The following is a 17856-nucleotide window of genomic DNA, read 5'->3' on the forward strand; positions in this document are numbered from 1 at the left end:
GTCAGGCGGCCGGAGACATCGAACGGGCCATGCCCCTGCACGAGGCGACCCTCGCCCAGCACAGGCGGGTCCTGGGCGAGACCCATCCAGACACGTTGGTCAGCTGCAACACGCTCGCCTGGGCGTATGCGACGACAGGGAGTCCGAAGCGGGCCGTCCCGCTGTGCGAGAGCGCCCTCGCCCAGCACGAGCGGATCCTGGGCCACACCCACCCGGACACCCTGAACAGCCGCGACACCCTCGCCTACGCCTATGTGACGGCAGGGGACCTGGACCGGGCCGTTCCCCTGTGCGAGAGCACCCTCGCCCAGCACGAGCGGATCCTGGGCGACACCCACCCGGGCACCCTGAACAGCCGGAACACCCTCGCCTTCGCCTACCGGGCGGCCGGGGACCTCGAACGGGCTCTTCCCCTGTACGAGGCGGTCCTCGCCCAGCGCGAGCGGATCCTGGGTGACCTCCACCCCGACACCCTGCACAGCCGCGGCCAGCTTGCCTGGGCCTACCTGACGGCAGGGGACCTGGACCGGGCCGTCCCCCTGTGCGAGACCTCCCTCGCGCAGCACGTGCAGGTCCTGGGCGACACCCACCCCGACACCCTGAACAGCCACCATGCCCTCGTGCTCGCCCGCGCCGCCGCCGCTGCCGCTGCCGCTGCCGCGGAACAGGGTGGCATCCCCTAGCCGGGGACCCTAGCCCGGGACCAGACGCTGTTCCGCCCAGATGGTCTTGCCCTTGGTCGTCTGGCGGGTACCCCAGCGCTGGGTCAGCTGGGCCACCAGGAGGAGGCCGCGGCCGCCCTCGTCGTAGGTGCGGGCGCGGCGGAGGTGGGGGGCGGTGGTGCCGCCGTCGGAGACCTCGCAGATGAGGGAGGTGTCGTGGGTGAGGTGGATGAGGCGCAGCTGGATGGGGGGTTCCGCGTGCCGGATGGCGTTGGTGACGAGTTCGCTGACGACGAGTTCGGTGATGAAGGCGGCGTCCTCCAGGCCCCAGGCCTCCAGCTGGGCCAGGGCGTCCTTGCGGGTCTGGGCGACGGCGGAGGGGTCGTACGGGACGGCCCAGGTGGCGACCTGACTCGTGTCGAGGGCCCGGGTGCGGGCGATGAGCAGGGCGACGTCGTCGGGTGGGCGGGGCGGGAGGAGGTCGGTGAGGATGCGGTCGCACAGGGCGTTGAGGGTCGGCTCCGGGCCGGTGAGCAGGTGGCGGAGGCGCAGGACCCCCTCGTCTACGTCGCGGTCGGGGGACTTGATCAGACCGTTGGTGTAGAGGGCGAGCAGGCTGCCCTCCGGCAGGTCGATCTCGGCCGACTCGAAGGGCAGGCCGCCCAGGCCCAGCGGGGGGCCGGCCGGGAGGTCGACGAGGTCGGCGGTGCCGTCGGGGCTCACCACGGCCGGCAGCGGATGCCCGGCCCTGGCCAGGGTGCAGCGCTGGGAGATCGGGTCGTACACGGCGTACAGACAGGTCGCGCCGACCTCACCGCCGGCGTCGGCCTCGGCGGTCGGCCGGGCGCCCTCCCGGTCGGTGGAGAGGCGGGCGACGAGGTCGTCCAGGTGGGTGAGCAGTTCGTCCGGAGCCAGGTCGATGTCGGCGAGGGTGCGTACGGCGGTCCGTAGCCGGCCCATGGTCGCGGAGGCGTGGATGCCGTGGCCGACGATGTCGCCGACGACGAGCGCCACCCGTGCCCCGGACAGCGGGATCACGTCGAACCAGTCGCCGCCGACACCGGCGTGCGCGCCCGCCGGGAGATAGCGGGAGGCGACCTCCACCGCCGCCTGCTCGGGCAGCCGCTGGGGCAGCAGGCTGCGCTGCAGCATCACCGCCGTACCGCGTTCGCGGGTGTAGCGGCGGGCGTTGTCGATGCAGACGGCCGCCCTGGCCGCCAGTTCCTCGGCCAGCACCACGTCGTCCTGCTGGAAGACCTGCGGCTGGCGGTGGCGGACGAGGACGGCGACGCCCAGGATGGTGCCGCGGGCCGACAGCGGCACCGCCATCGCCGAGTGCATGCCGAACTCGCGGACCCGGGAGGCCCGGACCGGGTCGCGGGCCACCAGCGCGGTGATCGCGGGGTGCGTCATCTCGTACACCCTCGCCTGTCCCGAGCGGAGCGTCTCGACCTGCGGAGAGCCCTCCGGGTACTCGTCCACGGCCCCGAGGGCGACGACCGCCTCCGGCAGGCCCAGGGTCACGGACTGGTGGGCGGCCCGGCGCAGCGCGAGCGGGCCGGCCGGGGGGCCGGTTCCCGGGAGGGGCTCGTGCGGGTCGTCGAGGGAGGTCAGCAGGTCGACGCTGACGAAGTCGGCCAGTTCCGGGACCGTCACGTCCGCCAGTTCCTGCGCCGTACGCATCACATCGAGGGTGGTGCCGATCCGCCGGCCGGCCTCGGCGATCAGCTGGAGGCGCTTGCGGGCCCAGAACTGCTCGGTGATGTCGTGCGCGGTGAGGCAGACGCCCCGCACCTCGCCCGAGGCGTCGCGCAACGCCGAGAGGAAGACCGACCAGGCGTGCTCGCGGTTCTCACCGGTGGCGCGCAGGAAGTTCTCCTGGTACTCCGGCTCGCCGGTCCGCAGTACCCGCGCCATGGCCGCTTCCGCCCGGTCACCCGCCAGGTTGTCCACGATCTCGTTGACGCGCAACCCGATCATGTCCCGCTCGGTGAGGGCGACCGAGCGTTCCATGTCCGCGTTGGCGCGGCGCAGGCGGAGCCGGGTGTCGTAGAGGGCCAGCGCACAGCACGGGGACTGGGCGAAGCTCCAGGTCACGAAGGTGTCGTCGAGCGGCTCGGGCTCCTGCCCGGTCAGGGCGGAGACCAGCAGCCACTCGCCCGCGCCGACACCGGTGCCGGTTCGGGTTCCGGTTCCGGTTCCGGTTCCGGTTCCGGTTGCGGTTGCGGTTGCGGTTGCGGTTCCGGTTGCGGTCTCGGGGGTGCGGTGGTGTGCCAGGACCCTGATCTCCAGCCGTCGGCCGTCGCGGTGCCGGACGGCGACGTCGCCGTGCCATCGGGGCAGCCGTGCGAAGGGGGGCAGCTCCTCGGCGGGGACGGGCTCGGCCAGCAGCTCGGCCGCCGGGTGCCCGACGATCTGGTCGGCCGGGTACCCCAGCAGCCGTTCCGCTCCCGCGTTCCACCCGGTCACCGTGGAGCGTTCGTCGACCGTGACGCGGGCCGTGAGGGCCTCACCGACCACCTCGTCGAGCGGCCGTGTCGTCGTCCGGCCGGTGATGACGGGCTCGTCCATGATCTTTCATCTCGCTTCGGTATCGCGGGGGCCCCGGCACCGCACACGGCTCACGCCTCTCCCCCCTTCCCATCCCCGTTCGTCTGCCCCTGACACCCCGGGCACCACACCGTCGTACGGCCACCCACCCGCGACCGGCGCAGAGCGGCACCGCAGCGCGGGCAGTGCGGGTCGGGGCTGTCGCGGTGGCCGGTGAGCCACCCAGGGCGTGGGGGGACCCGGCCCGCGGTGACCGCGGGGCGCAGGGTGCGGCGCATCTGGGTGTAGAGGCGGCGGCGTTCCGGCTCGGTGAGGGTGTTGGCCGGGGCGGCGGGGCGCAGCCTCGCGCGCCACAGGATCTCGTCGGCCAGGAGGTTTCCGAGACCGGCCAGGACCGACTGGTCGATCAGGACCGCCTTGACGCGGCCGCGGTGCGAGGCGAGCGCGGTCTCGAACTCCGCGCGGTCCACCGTCAGGGCGTCGGGGCCCTGGTGCGCCAGCAGCCGTTCGACGTCGGAGTCGTCGTGGGCCAGCCAGAGGCCCTGGAGTTTGCGCTGGTCGCGGTAGCGGAGCTGGCGGTCGCGGGCCAGGGTGAACAGGACCCGGTCGTGGGGTTCGGGCGTGTCGTCCGGGTGGGCGCAGAGCAGCAGGCCGGTCATGCCGAAGTGCAGCGCGAGGGTGGGGCCGCCGGTGCGGGCCAGCAGCCACTTGCCGTGCCGCCGCGTCCCGGTGATCCGGCGGCCCTCCAGCGCGTCCCGCAGGCCCCGCGCGCTCACCCCGTGCAGGACGCCCGGGTCGCGCACGTCGACGCGACGGATGACCCTGCCCTGCGCACAGGACCGGAGCACCTCGCGGAAGCCCTCGACGTCCGGCAGCTCAGGCATGGGGGCCGGTCTTCGGGGCGCGGATGCCGTGCATCTTTACTGTTTGCCCCTTTTGGCGCTATTTGCACCTCGCGAGATGCTCGGCCCTCGCGAGGTGCTCGGCCCGGCCGGCCCCCGCGTCAGCGCCTCTTGAACTCCACCGGCCCCGCGTTCATCTCCACCGTGCCGTCCGCGTGGAGCACCGGGCGGCGCTCGGTCATCCGACCGCTGTAGGCCTCGACGTGGTGGATCGCGGCCCCGTCGGACTCGGTGAAGTCGACCAGGGCGATGGCCACCCAGTAGCGGGTCTTGGTGTTCTCGAAGAGCGGGACCGTCACGGTCGAGCCGCGGCCGTCGGTGACGACGACCTTCGCGCCGAAGCTGCGGAAGGAGCCGAAGCCGTTGCTGACCGCGGAGTAGGCGCAGAGCAGGACGTAGCCCTGCTGGTCGGGGCGGACGATACGGAGGGTCTCGCGGCCGGGGACCCGGGCGTCGCCGTCGAGGTGGATGAAGGGACGGTTCTTCAGCGAGCCGAGGCGCTTGTAGTAGACGACGTCCCCGCCCTTGCCCTTCTTCGCCGAGTCCGGGTCGGCCGCGGGGCGCGACTTCTTCTTCGGCGTGACGAGGGTGCCGGGCGGCCGCTCGCCGCGTATCGCCTTGGACGCCGGCACGAACAGGGCGTAGAGGTCGAGGTCGGCGCCCCGCCTGCGGCGCTCGTCGCTGCCGCCGTCCCACTCCAGGGTCGCCGTGACCACCAGCTCGCGGTCCGCCTTGTCCAGGCTCATCGAGACCTGGCCGCCCTTGTCGAGGCTGATCTTGCCGAGCGGGGGCTTGCGCAGGCTCATGGGCGGTGCGGCGGGGGCCGCCTGAGCCTTCTGAGGCTGCCGCGCGGACTCCTCGGGTACGTCCGGCGCCCCGGGCCCCTCCTCCGGTTCCGCCTCCGCCTCGGCCACCTCTATGCCGAAGTCGGTGGCGAGGCCGGCCAGCCCGTCGGCGTATCCCTGGCCGATGGCACGCAGCTTCCAGGCCTCGCCCCTGCGGTAGAGCTCCACCAGGAGTACGGCGCGTTCGCCGTCGGTGAGGGCGGGCGGACGGAAGTGGACGGGGTCCGCGCCGAGTTGGGAGGCGCGGACCATGACGTCCTGCACCTCGCGGAAGGTGCGGCTCGTGTCGTCGGGGTCGCAACTGCCGACCAGGACCACGCGGTCCACGTCCGCGGGGAGCGCGGCCGGGTTCATCTCGACACGCTCGGGCCCCTGGGCGTCAGCCGCGACGTGCCGTACGGCACCGGACTCGGCGGACGGCTGGTTGTAGAAGACCAGGTCGTCGTCGGACCTGACCTTGCCGTCCGCCGCCACCAGCAGGGCACTGAGATCGACGGTGCCGCCCACGGCGTGCAGTTCGGCGAGGAGGGGCCCGGAGCCCACCACGGTGTTCCCGCCCTTGCTCAGCTCCGGCATGCCGCCCCCGCCCCTCGAACGCCCCCTACGAAATGTCCTCCCACCCTGCCACTCGGCGCGGCTCCCGCACCACCGCCGTCTCCCCCGCCGCGACGCTGACCGCCCCCGGCACCGGCCTGCCCGTGAGCAGTTCGGTGGCGTCCGACGCGACCGCGACATGGGCGGGTCGGTCGGTGTGGTTGATCAGGAAGAGGTAGTCGGCCTCCGGGCCGCGCCGCAGGACCGCCTCGACGCCCTCCGGGGTGCCGCGCACCGGCTCGACTCCCGCCTCCGCGCGGATACGGTCCATCAGCGCGGCCAGCGTGTCCGGATCCGGCAGCGTGGCGAGGTACCAGGTCACGCCGGTGCCGTGCGCGTTGCGGGTCACCGCCGGGACACCCCTCAGCGGGCCGGAGGTGTACGCCGTGACCGACTCGGCCCCGGCGAGGCGCACCCGCTCCGACCACAGGGTCCCGGCGCCGCCGTCGCTCAGACCCACCGACTCGCCCGGCAGCAGCGGGAACAGCTCGTCGGTGCGCACGCCGAGCGCCTCCCGGAACGCGCCCGGGTAACCGCCCAGCCGGACATGGCAGTTCTCGTCGACCGCGCCGCTGTGGAACCCGACGGCCAGGGTGCCGCCGCGCTCGGCGAAACCGGTGAGGTTGGCCGCGCCCTCGTCGTCCACCAGGTAGAGGCTCGGGGCCAGGACCAGCCGGTATGCCGACAGGTCGGCGTCGGGACGTACGAAGTCCACGGCGACGCCCGCGCGCCACAACGGCTCGTACCAGGAACGGACCAGGTCGTGGAAGCGGAGCTCACCGCTCGGCTGGGAGGGGAGTTCCATCGCCCAGCGGGCGTTCCAGTCCCAGACGATCGCCACCTCGGCCGTGCCGACACTGCCGCGCACCTCGGCGAGCGCCCGCAGGTCCGCGCCCAGTCGGACGACGTCCCGCCAGATCTGGCTGTCCGTGCCCGCGTGCGGAAGCATCGCCGAGTGCCACTGCTCGGCGCCCGCCTTGGCCGCCCGCCACTGGAAGTAGGCGATGCCGTCCGCACCGCGCGCCACATGGGCGAGCGCGTTGCGCCGCAACTCCCCCGGCCCCTTCGCCCGGTTCACCGGCTGCCAGTTCACCGCACCGGTCGAGTGCTCCATCAGCAGCCAGGGGCCGCCCGCGAGGGAGCGGACCAGGTCGCCGCTGAGCGCGAGGTCGATCTGCGACTCGGGGTCGGCGGACTGGAGGTAGTGGTCGTTGGAGACGATGTCCAGCTTCGGGGCCCAGCGCCAGTAGTCGAGGGCGTCGAAGTTGAACATCGCCATGAAGTTGGTGGTGGCGGGGATGTCCGGGGCCGCCTCCAGCAGCACCTCGCGCTCCGCCTCGTACAGCGACAGCAGCTCGTCGCTGCAGAAGCGGCGCCAGTCCAGCTGGTGGGTGGGGTTCGGGACGGCGCCGGTGGGGCGGGGCGGGATGATCTCGTCCCAGTCGTAGTACCACTGGCTCCAGAAACGGGTGCCCCAGGCGTCGTTGAGGGCGGTCAGGTCATCGGCGTACCGCCTGCGCAGCCAGCGGCGGAACGCGGCCGCGCTCTCGTCGCAGTAGCACTCGGCGTTGTGGCAGCCGTACTCGTTGTGGACGTGCCACATCGCCACCGCCGGATGGCCCGCGTACCGCCGGGCGATCTCCCCCGCCATCCGCAGCGCCGCCTCGCGGTACGCCGGGCTGCTCGGGCAGAACGTCTGACGGCTGCCGTACGACAGCCCCCGGCCGTCCTTGTCGACGGGCAGTGCCTCGGGGTGGGCCCTGAAGAACCACGCCGGGGGCGCCGCCGTCGGGGTCGCGAGGTCGGCCGCGATGCCGTGGGTGTGCAGCAGTTCGAGGACGCGGTCGAGGAGGGAGAAGTCGTACGCGCCCTCCTTGGGCTCCAGCAGCGCCCAGGAGAAGATGCCGACGCTGACCATGGTGACCCCGGCCTCGCGCATCAGGCGCATGTCCTCGGCCCAGACCTCCTCGGGCCACTGCTCGGGGTTGTAGTCGCCGCCGTAGGCGATGCCGGGGACGGAGAGTTCGCGCTTCACCGGGCACCTCCGCCGAGGAGACGGCGGGTGGTGGTCACGCCCCACTCGTCCAGGGACAGCAGCCGGTCGCTGGAGGCCATCAGACCGCCGGTCGCCTCGACGTGCGCGGCCCACTGCTCCCGGGTCTCGACGGCCGGGCGGGCCATCAGACAGTCCGGGTCGTTGATCCAGAGCCGGCCGTGCTGCCATTGCCGTCCGGCACCCGTGAACTCGGCGGCGTCCTGGCCGGGCTGGCTGTAGTCGTCGGCCTCGGGACGGCGGTGCGGTGCCGTGTCGGGGCTGACCCGCATCGCGTCGAACAGGCCGATCGACGCGAGCAGGGGTGCGCCGCAGCCCAGCAGGTAGGCGTCCTGGCCGATCGCCTCACGGATCAGCTCGATCCCGGAGCGGTACGCCGTCAGCGCGTCCGCCTCCGCGTCGTGCCGTACGCCGTCCAGGGCGCCCGCGTAGAGGAAGTCCACCTTGAAGTAGTCGTAGCCCTCGGCGCGCAGCGTCCGGAAGACCTCCGTCAGATACGCCGCCGCCTCGGGGTGCGTGGTGTCCAGGACGCGCAGGTCGTGGCCCCAGTTGCGGCCGGCGTGGGTGAAGCCGCCGTCCTCGTCCCGGACCAGCCACTCGGGGTGCTCGGCGGCCAGGTCGCTCGCCGGGTCGACCAGGAACGGCGCCGTCCAGATGCCGGCGCGGCGGCCCCTCGCCCTGATCGCGTCCGCGATGCCCGCGCGGGAGCGGAAGCGGCCGGAGAGGGTGAGCCAGTCGCCGAGGGCCTTCTGGTAGCCGTCGTCGATCTGGACGACGTCGATGGGCAGGTCGAGGGTGTCCATCGCACGGAGGTTCTCGTGGATGTCGTCCTCGGTGACGGCGGTGAAGTACTCGTACCAGGAGCACCAGACGGTGGGCGCCGGGCCGGGGGCGGGCAGCTGGAGGCTGTCGGCCCAGTCTCCGAGCACCGACTGGACGGTGGCGCCCGTCCACTCCTTCACCGGGCCGTCGGCGCTGACCTCCGCGACCGCGCCGTCCGTCACGGTCAGCCGGATCGACGGCACCTCACGCGTCGGGTCGACGGCCGCCCACAGCCGGACCGGCGAGCCGTGACCGGGGTCGAGCGCCAGCAGGCCCTCGCCCTGGAAGGTGTCCTCGGGGGCGGTGACGCCGGGCCGGTAACAGACCGTCGCCCAGTTGTCGTTCGTCGGGCGGTACGGCTTGTCACCGAGGGCGTAGGAGCCGCTGGGGCTCCAGGACTGCCAGCCCTCCTCGTGGACGCGGGCGTTGGCCGGGTCCACGGGCACGGAGGCGACGGGGGTGAAGGGGTGCACGGGTGTCTCTTTCAAGAAAGGGGCCGTCAGCCCTTGTTGACGCGGATCAGCCCTTGTTGGCGCCGAGCGTCAGACCGCTGACGAACTGCCGCTGGAGCACGAAGTACACGATCAGCGTGGGGATCGCGGTGAGCAGGGCGCCGGCGGCGACCAGGTTGGGGTCGGTGAAGTACGCGCCGGTGAGGTTGTTCAGCGCCGAGGTGATCGGCATGTTCTCGCCGGTGGAGATCAGGACGAGGGCCCAGAAGAAGTCGTTGTAGATCCAGATGGAGAGAAGGGTGCCCAGGGCGGCCATCGCCGGGCGGCACAGCGGCAGCACGATCTGCCAGTACTGCCGCCACACCGAGGCGCCGTCGACGAGGGCGGCCTCGGTCAGCTCGTGCGGCAGGCTGCGCATGTAGTTGCTGAGCACGAAGGCGCAGAACCCGGACTGGAACGCGACATGGATGAGGACGAGCCCGAGCGCGGAGTCGTAGAGCTTGCCGCTCATGGTGATGCCGGGCAGGTCGATCAGCAGGTACAGCCGGTACAGCGGGGTGATGATGACCTGCTGCGGGAGCAGGTTGCCGGCCGTGAAGACCAGCAGCAGCGCGAGGTTGACACGGAAGTCGAAGCGGCTGACGTAGAACGCGACCATCGAGGACAGGAACAGCGTCAACAGCACCGCCGGGACGGCGATGATCATCGTGTTGACGAAGTAGTGGCTCATGTCCGACTGCGTGAACGCGTTCGTGAAGTTGTCGAAGTTCAGCGTGTCCGGCCAGGACACGTATCCCTTCTCGCTCGTCTCGCTGTACGGCCGCAGCGCCGAGTAGATCGCCCAGGCCAGCGGCGCGATCCAGACCAGCGCCATGGAGGCGAGGAAGAGGTGCAGCAGGATCCGGCCGGGGCGGACGGGCGTGCGCTGCTTGCCCAGCGTGGCGGTGGGGGTGCTCATGCGCGCCGCTCCTTCCGGAAGGTGGCCACCAGGTAGGGAATGATCACGACGAGGGAGATCAGCAGCAGGACGACCGCGATGGCGGAGCCGTATCCGATGCGGCTGGACTCGCCGATGATGTTGTTGGTGACCAGGATCGAGAGCAGTTCGGTGCCCTCGGCGCCCTTGTTGAAGACGAAGACCAGGTCGAAGCAGCGCAGGGCCTCGATGATGGTGACGACCAGGACGACGGTGTTGGTCGGCCGCAGGGTCGGGAAGATGACGTTCTTGAACGTCTGCCACTCGTTGGCCCCGTCCAGCGCGGAGGCCTCCCGCAGTGAGGGGTCGACGCCCTTCAGGCCGGCCAGGTACAGGATCATCATGTAGCCGGTGTGCCGCCAGGACGCGGCGACGAGAATCGCCCAGAGGTTGAGGTCCGGGTCGCCGATCCAGTCGATGTACTTACCCGGCTCGTTGGCCCCGATGATGCTGTTGATCAGGCCCGTGTCGGGGTTGTAGATCAGCTGCCAGACGAACCCGATCACGGCCATGGACAGCACGACCGGCAGGAAGAACGCGGTCTGGTACACCCTGCTGAACCGGATCTTCTTGTCCAGCTGCACGGCCAGGAACAGGCCGAGCGGCGTCGGGATCACGATCAGCACGACGAACCAGATGACGTTGTGCTCGACGGCGGGCCAGAACTGCGGGTTGTTGGTGAACAGCTCCTTGAAGTTCTGCAGCCCGACCCACTTGATGGAGTCGAAGCCGATGCCGTCCCAGGTGGTGAAGGCCAGCGCGATCGAGGCCAGCGCGGTCACCCAGACCAGGGCGATGTGCAGGATCGTCGGCACACCGGCCATGAACCCGAGGGTGATCCGGTCACGGCGGGTCAGCAGGCGCTTGTGCCCCTGGGGCACCTTCTTGGGGCCGTTCTCGGCGGGGGCAGCGCCCGGAGGCGGCACGGCGGCCGCCTCCGGGTTCTCCTTGGTGATGTCTGTAGTCATGTGAATCAGCCAGATCTGCCGTATCAGTCGGTCAGCCGGTCAGTCGGTCAGTCGGTCAGTCGGTCAGCCGCACAGTCGGTCAGCCGGACGCGAAGATCGTCTTCTTCTGGCGCTCGATCGAGGACAGCAGACTGTCGACGCCCTTGGGGTCACGGATGAACTTCTGCAGCGCGGGCTGCATCACCGTGGAGGTGAAGTCCGGACGGCTGTCGCGGTCCATGAACTGGGTCAGGGACTTGGCGCCGGCGATCATGTCGTACGCCTTCTTCTGGATCGGGGTGTACGACGACGTGTCGGCCTTGGTGGAGGCGTGGACCACGCTCGGGTCGGACTTGAGGTAGATGTCCTCGGCGTCCGGGGTGCCCAGGTACTCCAGGAGCTTGACGGCCTCGGCCTTGTTCTTGGGGCTCTTGCTCATCATGAAGCCGTCGGTCGGCGCCTCGACGGTGTCCTGCCCGTACGCCGGGTCGATCTCCGGGAAGGCGAAGAAGTCGAGGTCGTCCAGGTCGGCCTTGTTGGTGAACTGCTGGGCCACGAAGGTGCCGAGGAGGTACATGCCGGCCTTCTTCGAGGCGAGCGTCTGGGCCGCGTCCTGCCAGGTGCGGCCGACCGCGCCCTCCTGGTGGTAGGGGAGGATCTCCGCCCACAGGTCGAAGGCCTTGCGCACCTTGGCGTCGGTCCAGGAGGCCTTGCCGGCCATCAGCTCGACGTGGAAGTCGTAGCCGTTCTGGCGGAAGTTGATCTGGTCGAAGGTGCCGAGCGCGGGCCAGGCGTCCTTGTCACCGAAGGCGATCGGGACGAGGCCGTCCTTCTTCATCTGCTTGCACAGCGCCACGAAGTCGTCCCACTTGGTGGGGACTTCGTAGCCCTTCTCCTTGAAGACGCTCTTCCGGTAGAAGATCGCCCACGGGTACGTGTACAGCGGCACGAAGTAGTACTTGCCGTCCTCGCCCTTGGCGAGCTTCTGCATCGCCTCGGGGAAGTTGCCCGCGATGGTCTTCCACACGTCGTCGATCGGGGTGGCCAGGCCCTTGGCCGCGAAGAACTGCATCCGGTAGCCGGCGAACCAGGTGAACACGTCGTCCGGCGTGCCCTGGAGGTAGGAGTTGATCTGCTCCTGGAAGGTGTTGGAGTCCTTGGTGTTCACGTCGACCGTGATGCCGGTCTTCTTCTTGTAGGCCGCGTAGATGTCGGCGAACGCCTTCTTCGGCACCGGGTCGGACGCCTTGGAGCCGAGGGTGACGGTCTTCGGGTCACTCGCCGAACCGCTGCCGCCGCAGGCGCTCAGCAGCGGGATTCCGGCGCCGAGGACGGCGGCGCCGCCTATGCCGCGCAGCAGGGAGCGGCGGCTGGGCGAAGGCAGTGAGAGACCGGAGGGAGAGAGGTGCGGCATCTACGGCTCCTGATGGCAAGGTTCGATCATGAGGGTTTGGGCGTTGTCGAAGCCCGTCGTAACCGATCAGAAATCAACTTGACCGAACACGGTGGCGCAATAACAGCCGTTTGTCAGGTCATGCGTCAAGAGATGACGATCGCCGTTTTGGAAACGTGACCGACATCTCGAACCAACCCTCAACACTGTGTTGAACGCCCCCGCGACCCCGCGAAGATCGCCCCGCCGGCGCGGTCTCAGCGCACGACCACCGACTCGGTCTCGCTCACCTGGTCCACCTCCGAGATCCGCACGGTCACCTTCATCTCCCAGGTGCCGGCGATGGGCAGGTTGAGGAAGCTGTTGGCCCAGTAGCCGCCCTTGTCGGTGAGTTCGGCGTCGAGGGGGCCGATGTCCTTGGCCGGGTGGGTGAAGGAGATCCGCAGCTCGGGCACGATGGACACGCCGCCGTCGGGGCCGTAGACGAGCGCCTCGATCGAGTTGTCGCCGACCCGCCCCGGGTCGAGCGTGACCTGCACCTTGCCGTGACCGCCGGGGGTGCCGACGTCGAACGGCACGTTGGTGACGGACGCCCCGATGACCGTGGGCGCCCCCGCCCCCGCGTCGGCCTCCGCCCGGCCGGGCAGCGTGCTGGTGAGGATCGTGGTGACCAGCAGCACCACGGCCCCGACTACGACTTCGGCGAGCACGGAACTGCGCAGGGCGCGACGGTTCGGGTCCGGGGGAGGCGGTACGTCGTCCTGGGGAGACGGTGCGTCGTCCGTGAGAGGCGGTACGTCGTCCGTCGGAGGCGGTACGTCGGACTGTGCCGGCGGCTCGGGAAGCGCCGGTCCCCCGACCGCCTCCGGGACGCGCTCCCCTTCGTGCTCCCGCTCCCGCTCCGGCTCCGGCTCCGGTTCCGGTTCCGGTTCCGGTTCCGGTTCCCGTACGACCGCCTCCGTGTCGGCCGACGTCGCCAGCCGCGCCGTCCAGCGACGCGAGAGGGCCGCCGCCCCGAGCAGCAGGGCGACCGCGACCAGCTTGAGGGTCAGGAGCCGGCCGTACGTCGTGCCGGTGAGGGCGTCCCAGGAGCCGAGGCCGCGCCAGGACTGGTAGACGCCGGTGACGACGAGGACGGTCACGGAAGCGAAGGCGAGCCGGGAGAAGCGGGTCACCGCGGCCGGGGTCGGACGGGCGCGGTACAGCGTCACGAGCAGAGCCGCCAGCCCGCCCAGCCATACCGCCGTGGCGAGCAGATGCAGCGCCGAGGACGTCATCGCCACCGGCACCTGGATGCCCGCGGAGGCGTGTTCACCGGCGGCCCAGGTCATGGCGAGCCCGACGGCGAGTGCCGCGCCGCCCCAGCCGTACGGCTTGCGCCGCCGGGCCAGCCGTACGAGATACCCGGCGGCCACGCCCAGGAGCCCCAGCCTCACCAGCAGGACAGCCCCCGGCCGACTGCTCAGCGTCCGGCTCAGGGAGTCGACGCCCAGCGACCCCAGGGGCCCCTCGCCGGTCTCGTACGGGGCGCGCAGCACCAGCAGGGCGAGGGTGGCGCCGAGCAGCGTCCACCAGCTGGCCCGCAGCAGCCTGCCCAGCACGGGCGCGTCCGGCGGACGGCACAGCGCCACGAAGGTGGCCGTGCCGATGAGCAGGGCGGCGGCGAGGTAGGCCAGATAGCGGGCGATGTTGTAGAGGCCCTTGGTCGCCGGGTCCTCGGTGGGCCCGGGGTCCACGGTGGCCGTGGTGACGGTGGCCTTCCCGACCGAGAACGTGAACGCGCCCGACACCGGATGACTGTCGGCCGACACCACCCGCCAGGCCACGGTGTACGTCCCCTGCGCCAGCTTCCCGGGCAACGTCACCCGGGCGGTCCGGCTGCTGTCCGGGGTGTGCGTCGGCTCACCCGTGCGCAGGCGCCGCCCGTCGGGGTCCAGGACGCGGAAGGAGTCCTCGAGCAGCCCGACGGACTCCGTGAAGGTCAGGGTGAGGTGGCGGGGGGCCGACTTGAGGAGGGCTCCGTCCTCGGGGTCGCTGGCACGGAGGGCCGCGTGGGCCGACGCGGGTCCCGTGCCGCCGAGGAGGAACAGGACCAGCAGGGTGCCCAGCAGCACCAGCCGCTGAAGCCCCCGCCGTCCGCTGGATCGGCGCCGCGGTCGTCGTCGGTCATCGCACCCCACGTGTGTCACATCTCCGTCGTCGGACTGAGGCCTCAGGGACATGTACGGACGGGGAGGCCCAGGGGCTCAGCGTCGGGGCGGCGGTTTTGCGCGATGACTACGCTCTACACTCCCCGGCGCCTTGCTGGGCCATCTGGGAGATGTGCAATGTCCTGTCGAACACTGGCTGTCCTGAGCCTCGTCGCGCTTGCCGTGCTTCCCGCGACCGCCTGCTCCGCGGGCGACTCCGGAGCGCAGGAACCCACGAAGCCCGCCACGCCCAGCGGACCCGCGCAGACCGGAACCGCCCCCTCCGACGCCTCGACGGAGCCGCCCGTGGCGCAGCCCCCGGAGCTGGACGAAACCGAGACCGTTGCCGTGCGGCAGGGGGAGACGCGCGGCAGTCGCAGCCTCGATTTCGGCAAGGGAAGGAAGGGCGACGCGCTCATCGTCGCCGTGCGATGCCAAGGCAAGGGGACCATCAAGGTCACCGTGCGACCCACAGCCGTCTCCTTCCCGCTGGAATGCCACGACAGCGAAGTGACCACCGTCCACAACCAGGTGGACATCGCCGGAGCAGAGGACGAGGGCACCGTCTCCGTCGAAGCACCGACGACCTTGCGCTGGTCCATAACCATCGGTCGCGGCAAGGCGACGGCCGAGGAACCCCCTGAGCCGCCGACGGACGCATAGGTCCGGCAGGGGAAGAGGCGGCGGAGGTCTCCCATCCGATTGACTGGGTCCGCGATGACCGAACGGCGCGCGCTACGACCGGCGAGACGACCGGTGACACGACCCGCGATGCATGGGGGCCACAAGGTGAAGAGCAACGACGTTCCGCTGATACCGGACGCCGCATGGCTGGAGGAACGGCTGGGCAAGGGCTCGCTCTGGCGACCGGGCGAGGGCGATCTGCCGGCCGAGCTGACCCACGCCTCTTCGCGGGAGTTCCTGCTCACGGTCGGATTCCCCGCCGTCCACCTCGAAGTCGTGGGAATCGACACAAGGCACCTGCGGGACGAGGACGGGCTGGAACCGTTCGACGCCGACGAGATCTACGGCGAGCGCTACCCCGACGACGACTCCCCGCCCAAGAACTTCTGCTTCACCATCGCCACCTGCTCCGACCAGCACCTGATGCTCGGCGCGGACCTCGGTGGCATCACCCACTACGACCCCAACGGGTGGGACCACGGCGCCGGGTGGCAGGGAGAGGCCGCCGACAGCCTCCCCAAGCTGGCTGTGCTCCTCGCCCTGATCGCCGAGTCGAGCGACGCGCTGGACTCGGCCGACGACGCGGTACGCGTTGCCGCCGCCGGCGAGTTGCGTAGGCGCATGATCGACGTGGATCCGTTCGTGGACGACTCCGCGTTCTGGGACGGGATTTTCGAGCTGTTCGACTGAGTCCAACGGCGCTAGGACTCCGATGCCTCGGAGAGGATGATCGAGCCTCGGCCGATATTGAGGTACTCCAGGACGTCTTCCAGGATGTCGATGTCGCCCGTCGTGATCGTCACCTGCGGCGCAAAGGTGAAGTTGATGACACACCGCTGCGCCGCCAGGTTGTTCGCGGTCGACAGCGCAAGGTCCAGAAGGGTCTTGATGCCCACGACTCCCCCATCAAATCCAGGTGACTTTTCTATTGCTTTGCTTTTACCTTACCAATACTTGACCTTTGATTTGGCGGTTTCTTGCGTGTCGCCGCGTCGTCCGCGCCGAGCGCCCGTGCCTCGTCCCGGAAGCGCCGGAGGGACGGGGCTGGCGGTGTCCACCCGCACGGGATCCACGCGGCGCACGGCCAGCGGGGCGGAGATCAGCAGTCCCCACGCGGCGGTGATGGCCAGGGCACGGGTCCGGCGTTCCTGCTCATCCCTGGGGCGGCGGGTGATGTGCCGCAGGGCGTATCCGCAGGCGCCGGTACCGACGGCCAGGGAGGCGAGGACCGGACCGGCGTAGAAGGAACCGGGCCAGGGGTCGTGGGACTCGGTCACGCCGTGACAGGTCATCGTCAGCGCGCGTCCCGCCCGGTCCCTGTCGTCCGGGGAGCCGATCGCGGTCGCGGTGACGGGGAGCGCGACGAGCAGGGACACCTCGACGAGGAGCAGCACTGTCAGCCGGGGCGGAAGGTGGTCGCGGATCCGGCGGGGGGGCGAGTCCGGGGGTGCGGACGGCGCCTCGGTACAAAGCATCGGGTGACGGCCGTACGGCGGCAGGGTCGGGACCGACCCACAGTCACCACGGCGGCCGCGCCGACACCCCGCCGTCCACCACCAGGTCGTGCCCCGTGACCCACGACGCGAGCCCCGACGCCAGGAACACGCACGCGTCGCCCACGTCCTCCGGGCGCCCCAGCCTCCCGGTCGGGGCCGCGTGTTCCCAGCGGCGTACGCCGTCGGGCCAGGCTTCCGCCAGCCCCTCCCGGTGAATCAGCCCGGGCGAGACCGTGTTCACGCGGATCCCGAAGGGGCCGTACTCCAGAGCCGCCGCGCGGGCGTGCATCACCACCGCCGCCTTGGAGGCGGAGTAGTGGGCGTGCAGTGGGGCCGGGTGGCTCGCCTCGATGGAGGCGATGTGGGTCACCGAACCGCCCCCGCCAACCGAACCGCCCCCGCCCTGCTCCCGCATGACCTCGACCGCGGCCTGCGTACACGCGAAGACACTCGACAGGTTGGTGTCCACGACCGCCCGCCACTGCGCCACCGACATCCCGGCCAGCTCCCGCGTCGGCTGGACGCCCGCGTTGTTGACCAGCGCCGTCAGCCGGCCGCCACCCCACTCGGCGGCCTCGCCGACCAGCCGCCGGCACGCGTCCTCGTCCGTCAGGTCGGCCCGCAGGACGAGGGCCCGCCCGCCCGACTCCCAAACGCCCCGCGCCACTTCGTCCGCCGCCTCCACCGCCGTACGGCAGTGCAGCACGACCGCAGCGCCCTCCTCGGCGAACCGCGTCGCGATCCCCCGCCCGATGCCGCCGCCCGCGCCCGTGACCAGGGCGACCTGTCCTTCCAGGAGTCCGCGTCCGCTCATGGACGGCACAGTCCCGCGATCCGGGCGGCCTCGGCGGGATAGCGCGCCGTCAGTTCCGCCAGGTCGCCGTGCTCGTAGCTCTCGTAGGTGAAGCCGGGCGCCATCGTGCAGCCGAAGAAGGTCCAGGAACCGCCCGCCGCCACCCGCGCCCCCATCCAGGTCCCGGCCGGGACGGTGAGCTGGATGTGCTGTCCGTGCTGGATGTCGGGGCCTAGGACGGCGGTGCGGGAGGTGCCGTCCGGGGCGAGGAGCAGGATCTCCAGGGGGTCGCCCAGGTAGAAGTGCCAGACCTCGTCGGACGGCAGGCGGTGCAGGGCCGAGTAGTCGTCCGCCGTGAGGAGGACGACTGTCGCCGTGCCCTGCGGGCGCCCGTCGGACCGCTCGGGCCCCGCCCAGGTCTGCCGGAACAGCCCGCCCTCGCGCGGGATCGGCTCCAGGGAGTAGTGCGCGACGAGTTCTTCCGGAGTCACGCCCGAA

Annotated in this window: 16 protein-coding genes; 3 read left to right on the forward strand and 13 right to left on the reverse strand. The window is 71.1% G+C overall.

Translation table 11 applies throughout. The features are described from left to right. On the forward strand, window positions 1–683 hold a 683-nt coding region (locus AQJ67_RS43075), incomplete at its 5' end, for a tetratricopeptide repeat protein (protein ID WP_159058938.1). Between the two features lie 9 nt (window positions 684–692). Here the strand turns inward: AQJ67_RS43075 and AQJ67_RS43080 are convergent. The 9 genes from AQJ67_RS43080 to AQJ67_RS43120 form a co-directional block, all read right to left on the reverse strand. Then, window positions 693–3233, reverse strand: coding sequence for a SpoIIE family protein phosphatase (locus AQJ67_RS43080; RefSeq protein ID WP_062725454.1), 2541 nt, complete (start codon window positions 3231–3233; stop codon window positions 693–695). Between the two features lie 50 nt (window positions 3234–3283). After that, window positions 3284–4096: an Fpg/Nei family DNA glycosylase gene (locus AQJ67_RS43085; RefSeq protein ID WP_062725457.1), complete on the reverse strand. Its 813-nt coding sequence runs from the start codon at window positions 4094–4096 to the stop codon at window positions 3284–3286. Between the two features lie 119 nt (window positions 4097–4215). Continuing rightward, window positions 4216–5535 (reverse strand): TerD family protein, encoded by a 1320-nt coding sequence (locus tag AQJ67_RS43090; RefSeq protein WP_062725459.1) that lies wholly within the window; start codon window positions 5533–5535, stop codon window positions 4216–4218. A 25-nt stretch (window positions 5536–5560) separates the two neighbouring features. Beyond that, entirely contained in the window at window positions 5561–7588 is a 2028-nt protein-coding gene (locus AQJ67_RS43095) for a beta-galactosidase (RefSeq protein ID WP_062725461.1), read from the reverse strand. Continuing rightward, window positions 7585–8901 carry a glycoside hydrolase family 36 protein gene (locus AQJ67_RS43100; protein ID WP_062725463.1) on the reverse strand — a complete coding sequence of 439 codons (1317 nt, stop codon included), beginning with the start codon at window positions 8899–8901 and terminating at the stop codon, window positions 7585–7587. The genes AQJ67_RS43095 and AQJ67_RS43100 overlap by 4 nt, the downstream gene beginning before the upstream one ends. A gap of 46 nt (window positions 8902–8947) precedes the next feature. Next, window positions 8948–9838 (reverse strand): carbohydrate ABC transporter permease, encoded by an 891-nt coding sequence (locus tag AQJ67_RS43105; protein ID WP_062725465.1) that lies wholly within the window; start codon window positions 9836–9838, stop codon window positions 8948–8950. Continuing rightward, a complete protein-coding gene (locus tag AQJ67_RS43110; protein ID WP_062725467.1) occupies window positions 9835–10824 on the reverse strand; it encodes a carbohydrate ABC transporter permease in 990 nt (329 codons plus the stop codon). The genes AQJ67_RS43105 and AQJ67_RS43110 overlap by 4 nt, the downstream gene beginning before the upstream one ends. A 79-nt stretch (window positions 10825–10903) precedes the next feature. Next, complete coding sequence (locus tag AQJ67_RS43115) at window positions 10904–12217, reverse strand: ABC transporter substrate-binding protein (protein WP_062725469.1); 1314 nt, start codon at window positions 12215–12217, stop codon at window positions 10904–10906. A 236-nt stretch (window positions 12218–12453) separates the two neighbouring features. Then, on the reverse strand, window positions 12454–14310 hold the full coding sequence (locus AQJ67_RS43120; RefSeq protein WP_062725471.1) for a copper resistance CopC/CopD family protein: 1857 nt from the start codon (window positions 14308–14310) through the stop codon (window positions 12454–12456). Between the two features lie 213 nt (window positions 14311–14523). Here AQJ67_RS43120 and AQJ67_RS50010 point away from each other — a divergent pair, with 213 nt between their 5' ends. Beyond that, window positions 14524–15048 carry a hypothetical protein gene (locus AQJ67_RS50010; RefSeq protein WP_063807424.1) on the forward strand — a complete coding sequence of 175 codons (525 nt, stop codon included), beginning with the start codon at window positions 14524–14526 and terminating at the stop codon, window positions 15046–15048. A 126-nt stretch (window positions 15049–15174) separates the two neighbouring features. Beyond that, on the forward strand, window positions 15175–15759 hold the full coding sequence (locus AQJ67_RS43130; RefSeq protein ID WP_079056546.1) for an SUKH-4 family immunity protein: 585 nt from the start codon (window positions 15175–15177) through the stop codon (window positions 15757–15759). 11 nt (window positions 15760–15770) lie between these two features. Here the strand turns inward: AQJ67_RS43130 and AQJ67_RS43135 are convergent, their stop codons facing one another. Genes AQJ67_RS43135 through AQJ67_RS43150 form a run of 4 tightly spaced genes read right to left on the reverse strand, consistent with a single transcriptional unit; the run spans window position 15771 to window position 17849 of the window. Beyond that, complete coding sequence (locus AQJ67_RS43135) at window positions 15771–15965, reverse strand: hypothetical protein (protein WP_062725475.1); 195 nt, start codon at window positions 15963–15965, stop codon at window positions 15771–15773. Between the two features lie 48 nt (window positions 15966–16013). Then, entirely contained in the window at window positions 16014–16544 is a 531-nt protein-coding gene (locus AQJ67_RS43140; protein WP_159058939.1) for a hypothetical protein, read from the reverse strand. Window positions 16545–16587: 43 nt separating this feature from the next. Further along, on the reverse strand, window positions 16588–17379 hold the full coding sequence (locus AQJ67_RS43145; protein ID WP_062725479.1) for an SDR family NAD(P)-dependent oxidoreductase: 792 nt from the start codon (window positions 17377–17379) through the stop codon (window positions 16588–16590). Beyond that, entirely contained in the window at window positions 17376–17849 is a 474-nt protein-coding gene (locus AQJ67_RS43150) for a cupin domain-containing protein (protein WP_062725480.1), read from the reverse strand. Before AQJ67_RS43150 ends, AQJ67_RS43145 begins: the two co-directional genes overlap by 4 nt. Between the last annotated feature and the right edge of the window lie 7 nt (window positions 17850–17856).

The sequence above is a fragment of the Streptomyces caeruleatus genome (genome assembly GCF_001514235.1).
Lineage (GTDB): Bacteria > Actinomycetota > Actinomycetes > Streptomycetales > Streptomycetaceae > Streptomyces > Streptomyces caeruleatus.

Bases quoted from the DNA above. Each gene is read 5' to 3' on its own strand.
- AQJ67_RS43110 (WP_062725467.1), bottom strand. From the start codon at position 10,824: ATGACTACAGACATCACCAAGGAGAACCCGGAGGCGGCCGCCGTGCCG.
- AQJ67_RS43140 (WP_159058939.1), bottom strand. From the start codon at position 16,544: ATGCTTTGTACCGAGGCGCCGTCCGCACCCCCGGACTCGCCCCCCCGC.
- AQJ67_RS43080 (WP_062725454.1), bottom strand. From the start codon at position 3,233: ATGGACGAGCCCGTCATCACCGGCCGGACGACGACACGGCCGCTCGAC.
- AQJ67_RS43105 (WP_062725465.1), bottom strand. From the start codon at position 9,838: ATGAGCACCCCCACCGCCACGCTGGGCAAGCAGCGCACGCCCGTCCGC.
- AQJ67_RS43145 (WP_062725479.1), bottom strand. From the start codon at position 17,379: ATGAGCGGACGCGGACTCCTGGAAGGACAGGTCGCCCTGGTCACGGGC.
- AQJ67_RS43090 (WP_062725459.1), bottom strand. From the start codon at position 5,535: ATGCCGGAGCTGAGCAAGGGCGGGAACACCGTGGTGGGCTCCGGGCCC.
- AQJ67_RS43115 (WP_062725469.1), bottom strand. From the start codon at position 12,217: ATGCCGCACCTCTCTCCCTCCGGTCTCTCACTGCCTTCGCCCAGCCGC.
- AQJ67_RS43085 (WP_062725457.1), bottom strand. From the start codon at position 4,096: ATGCCTGAGCTGCCGGACGTCGAGGGCTTCCGCGAGGTGCTCCGGTCC.
- AQJ67_RS50010 (WP_063807424.1), top strand. From the start codon at position 14,524: ATGTCCTGTCGAACACTGGCTGTCCTGAGCCTCGTCGCGCTTGCCGTG.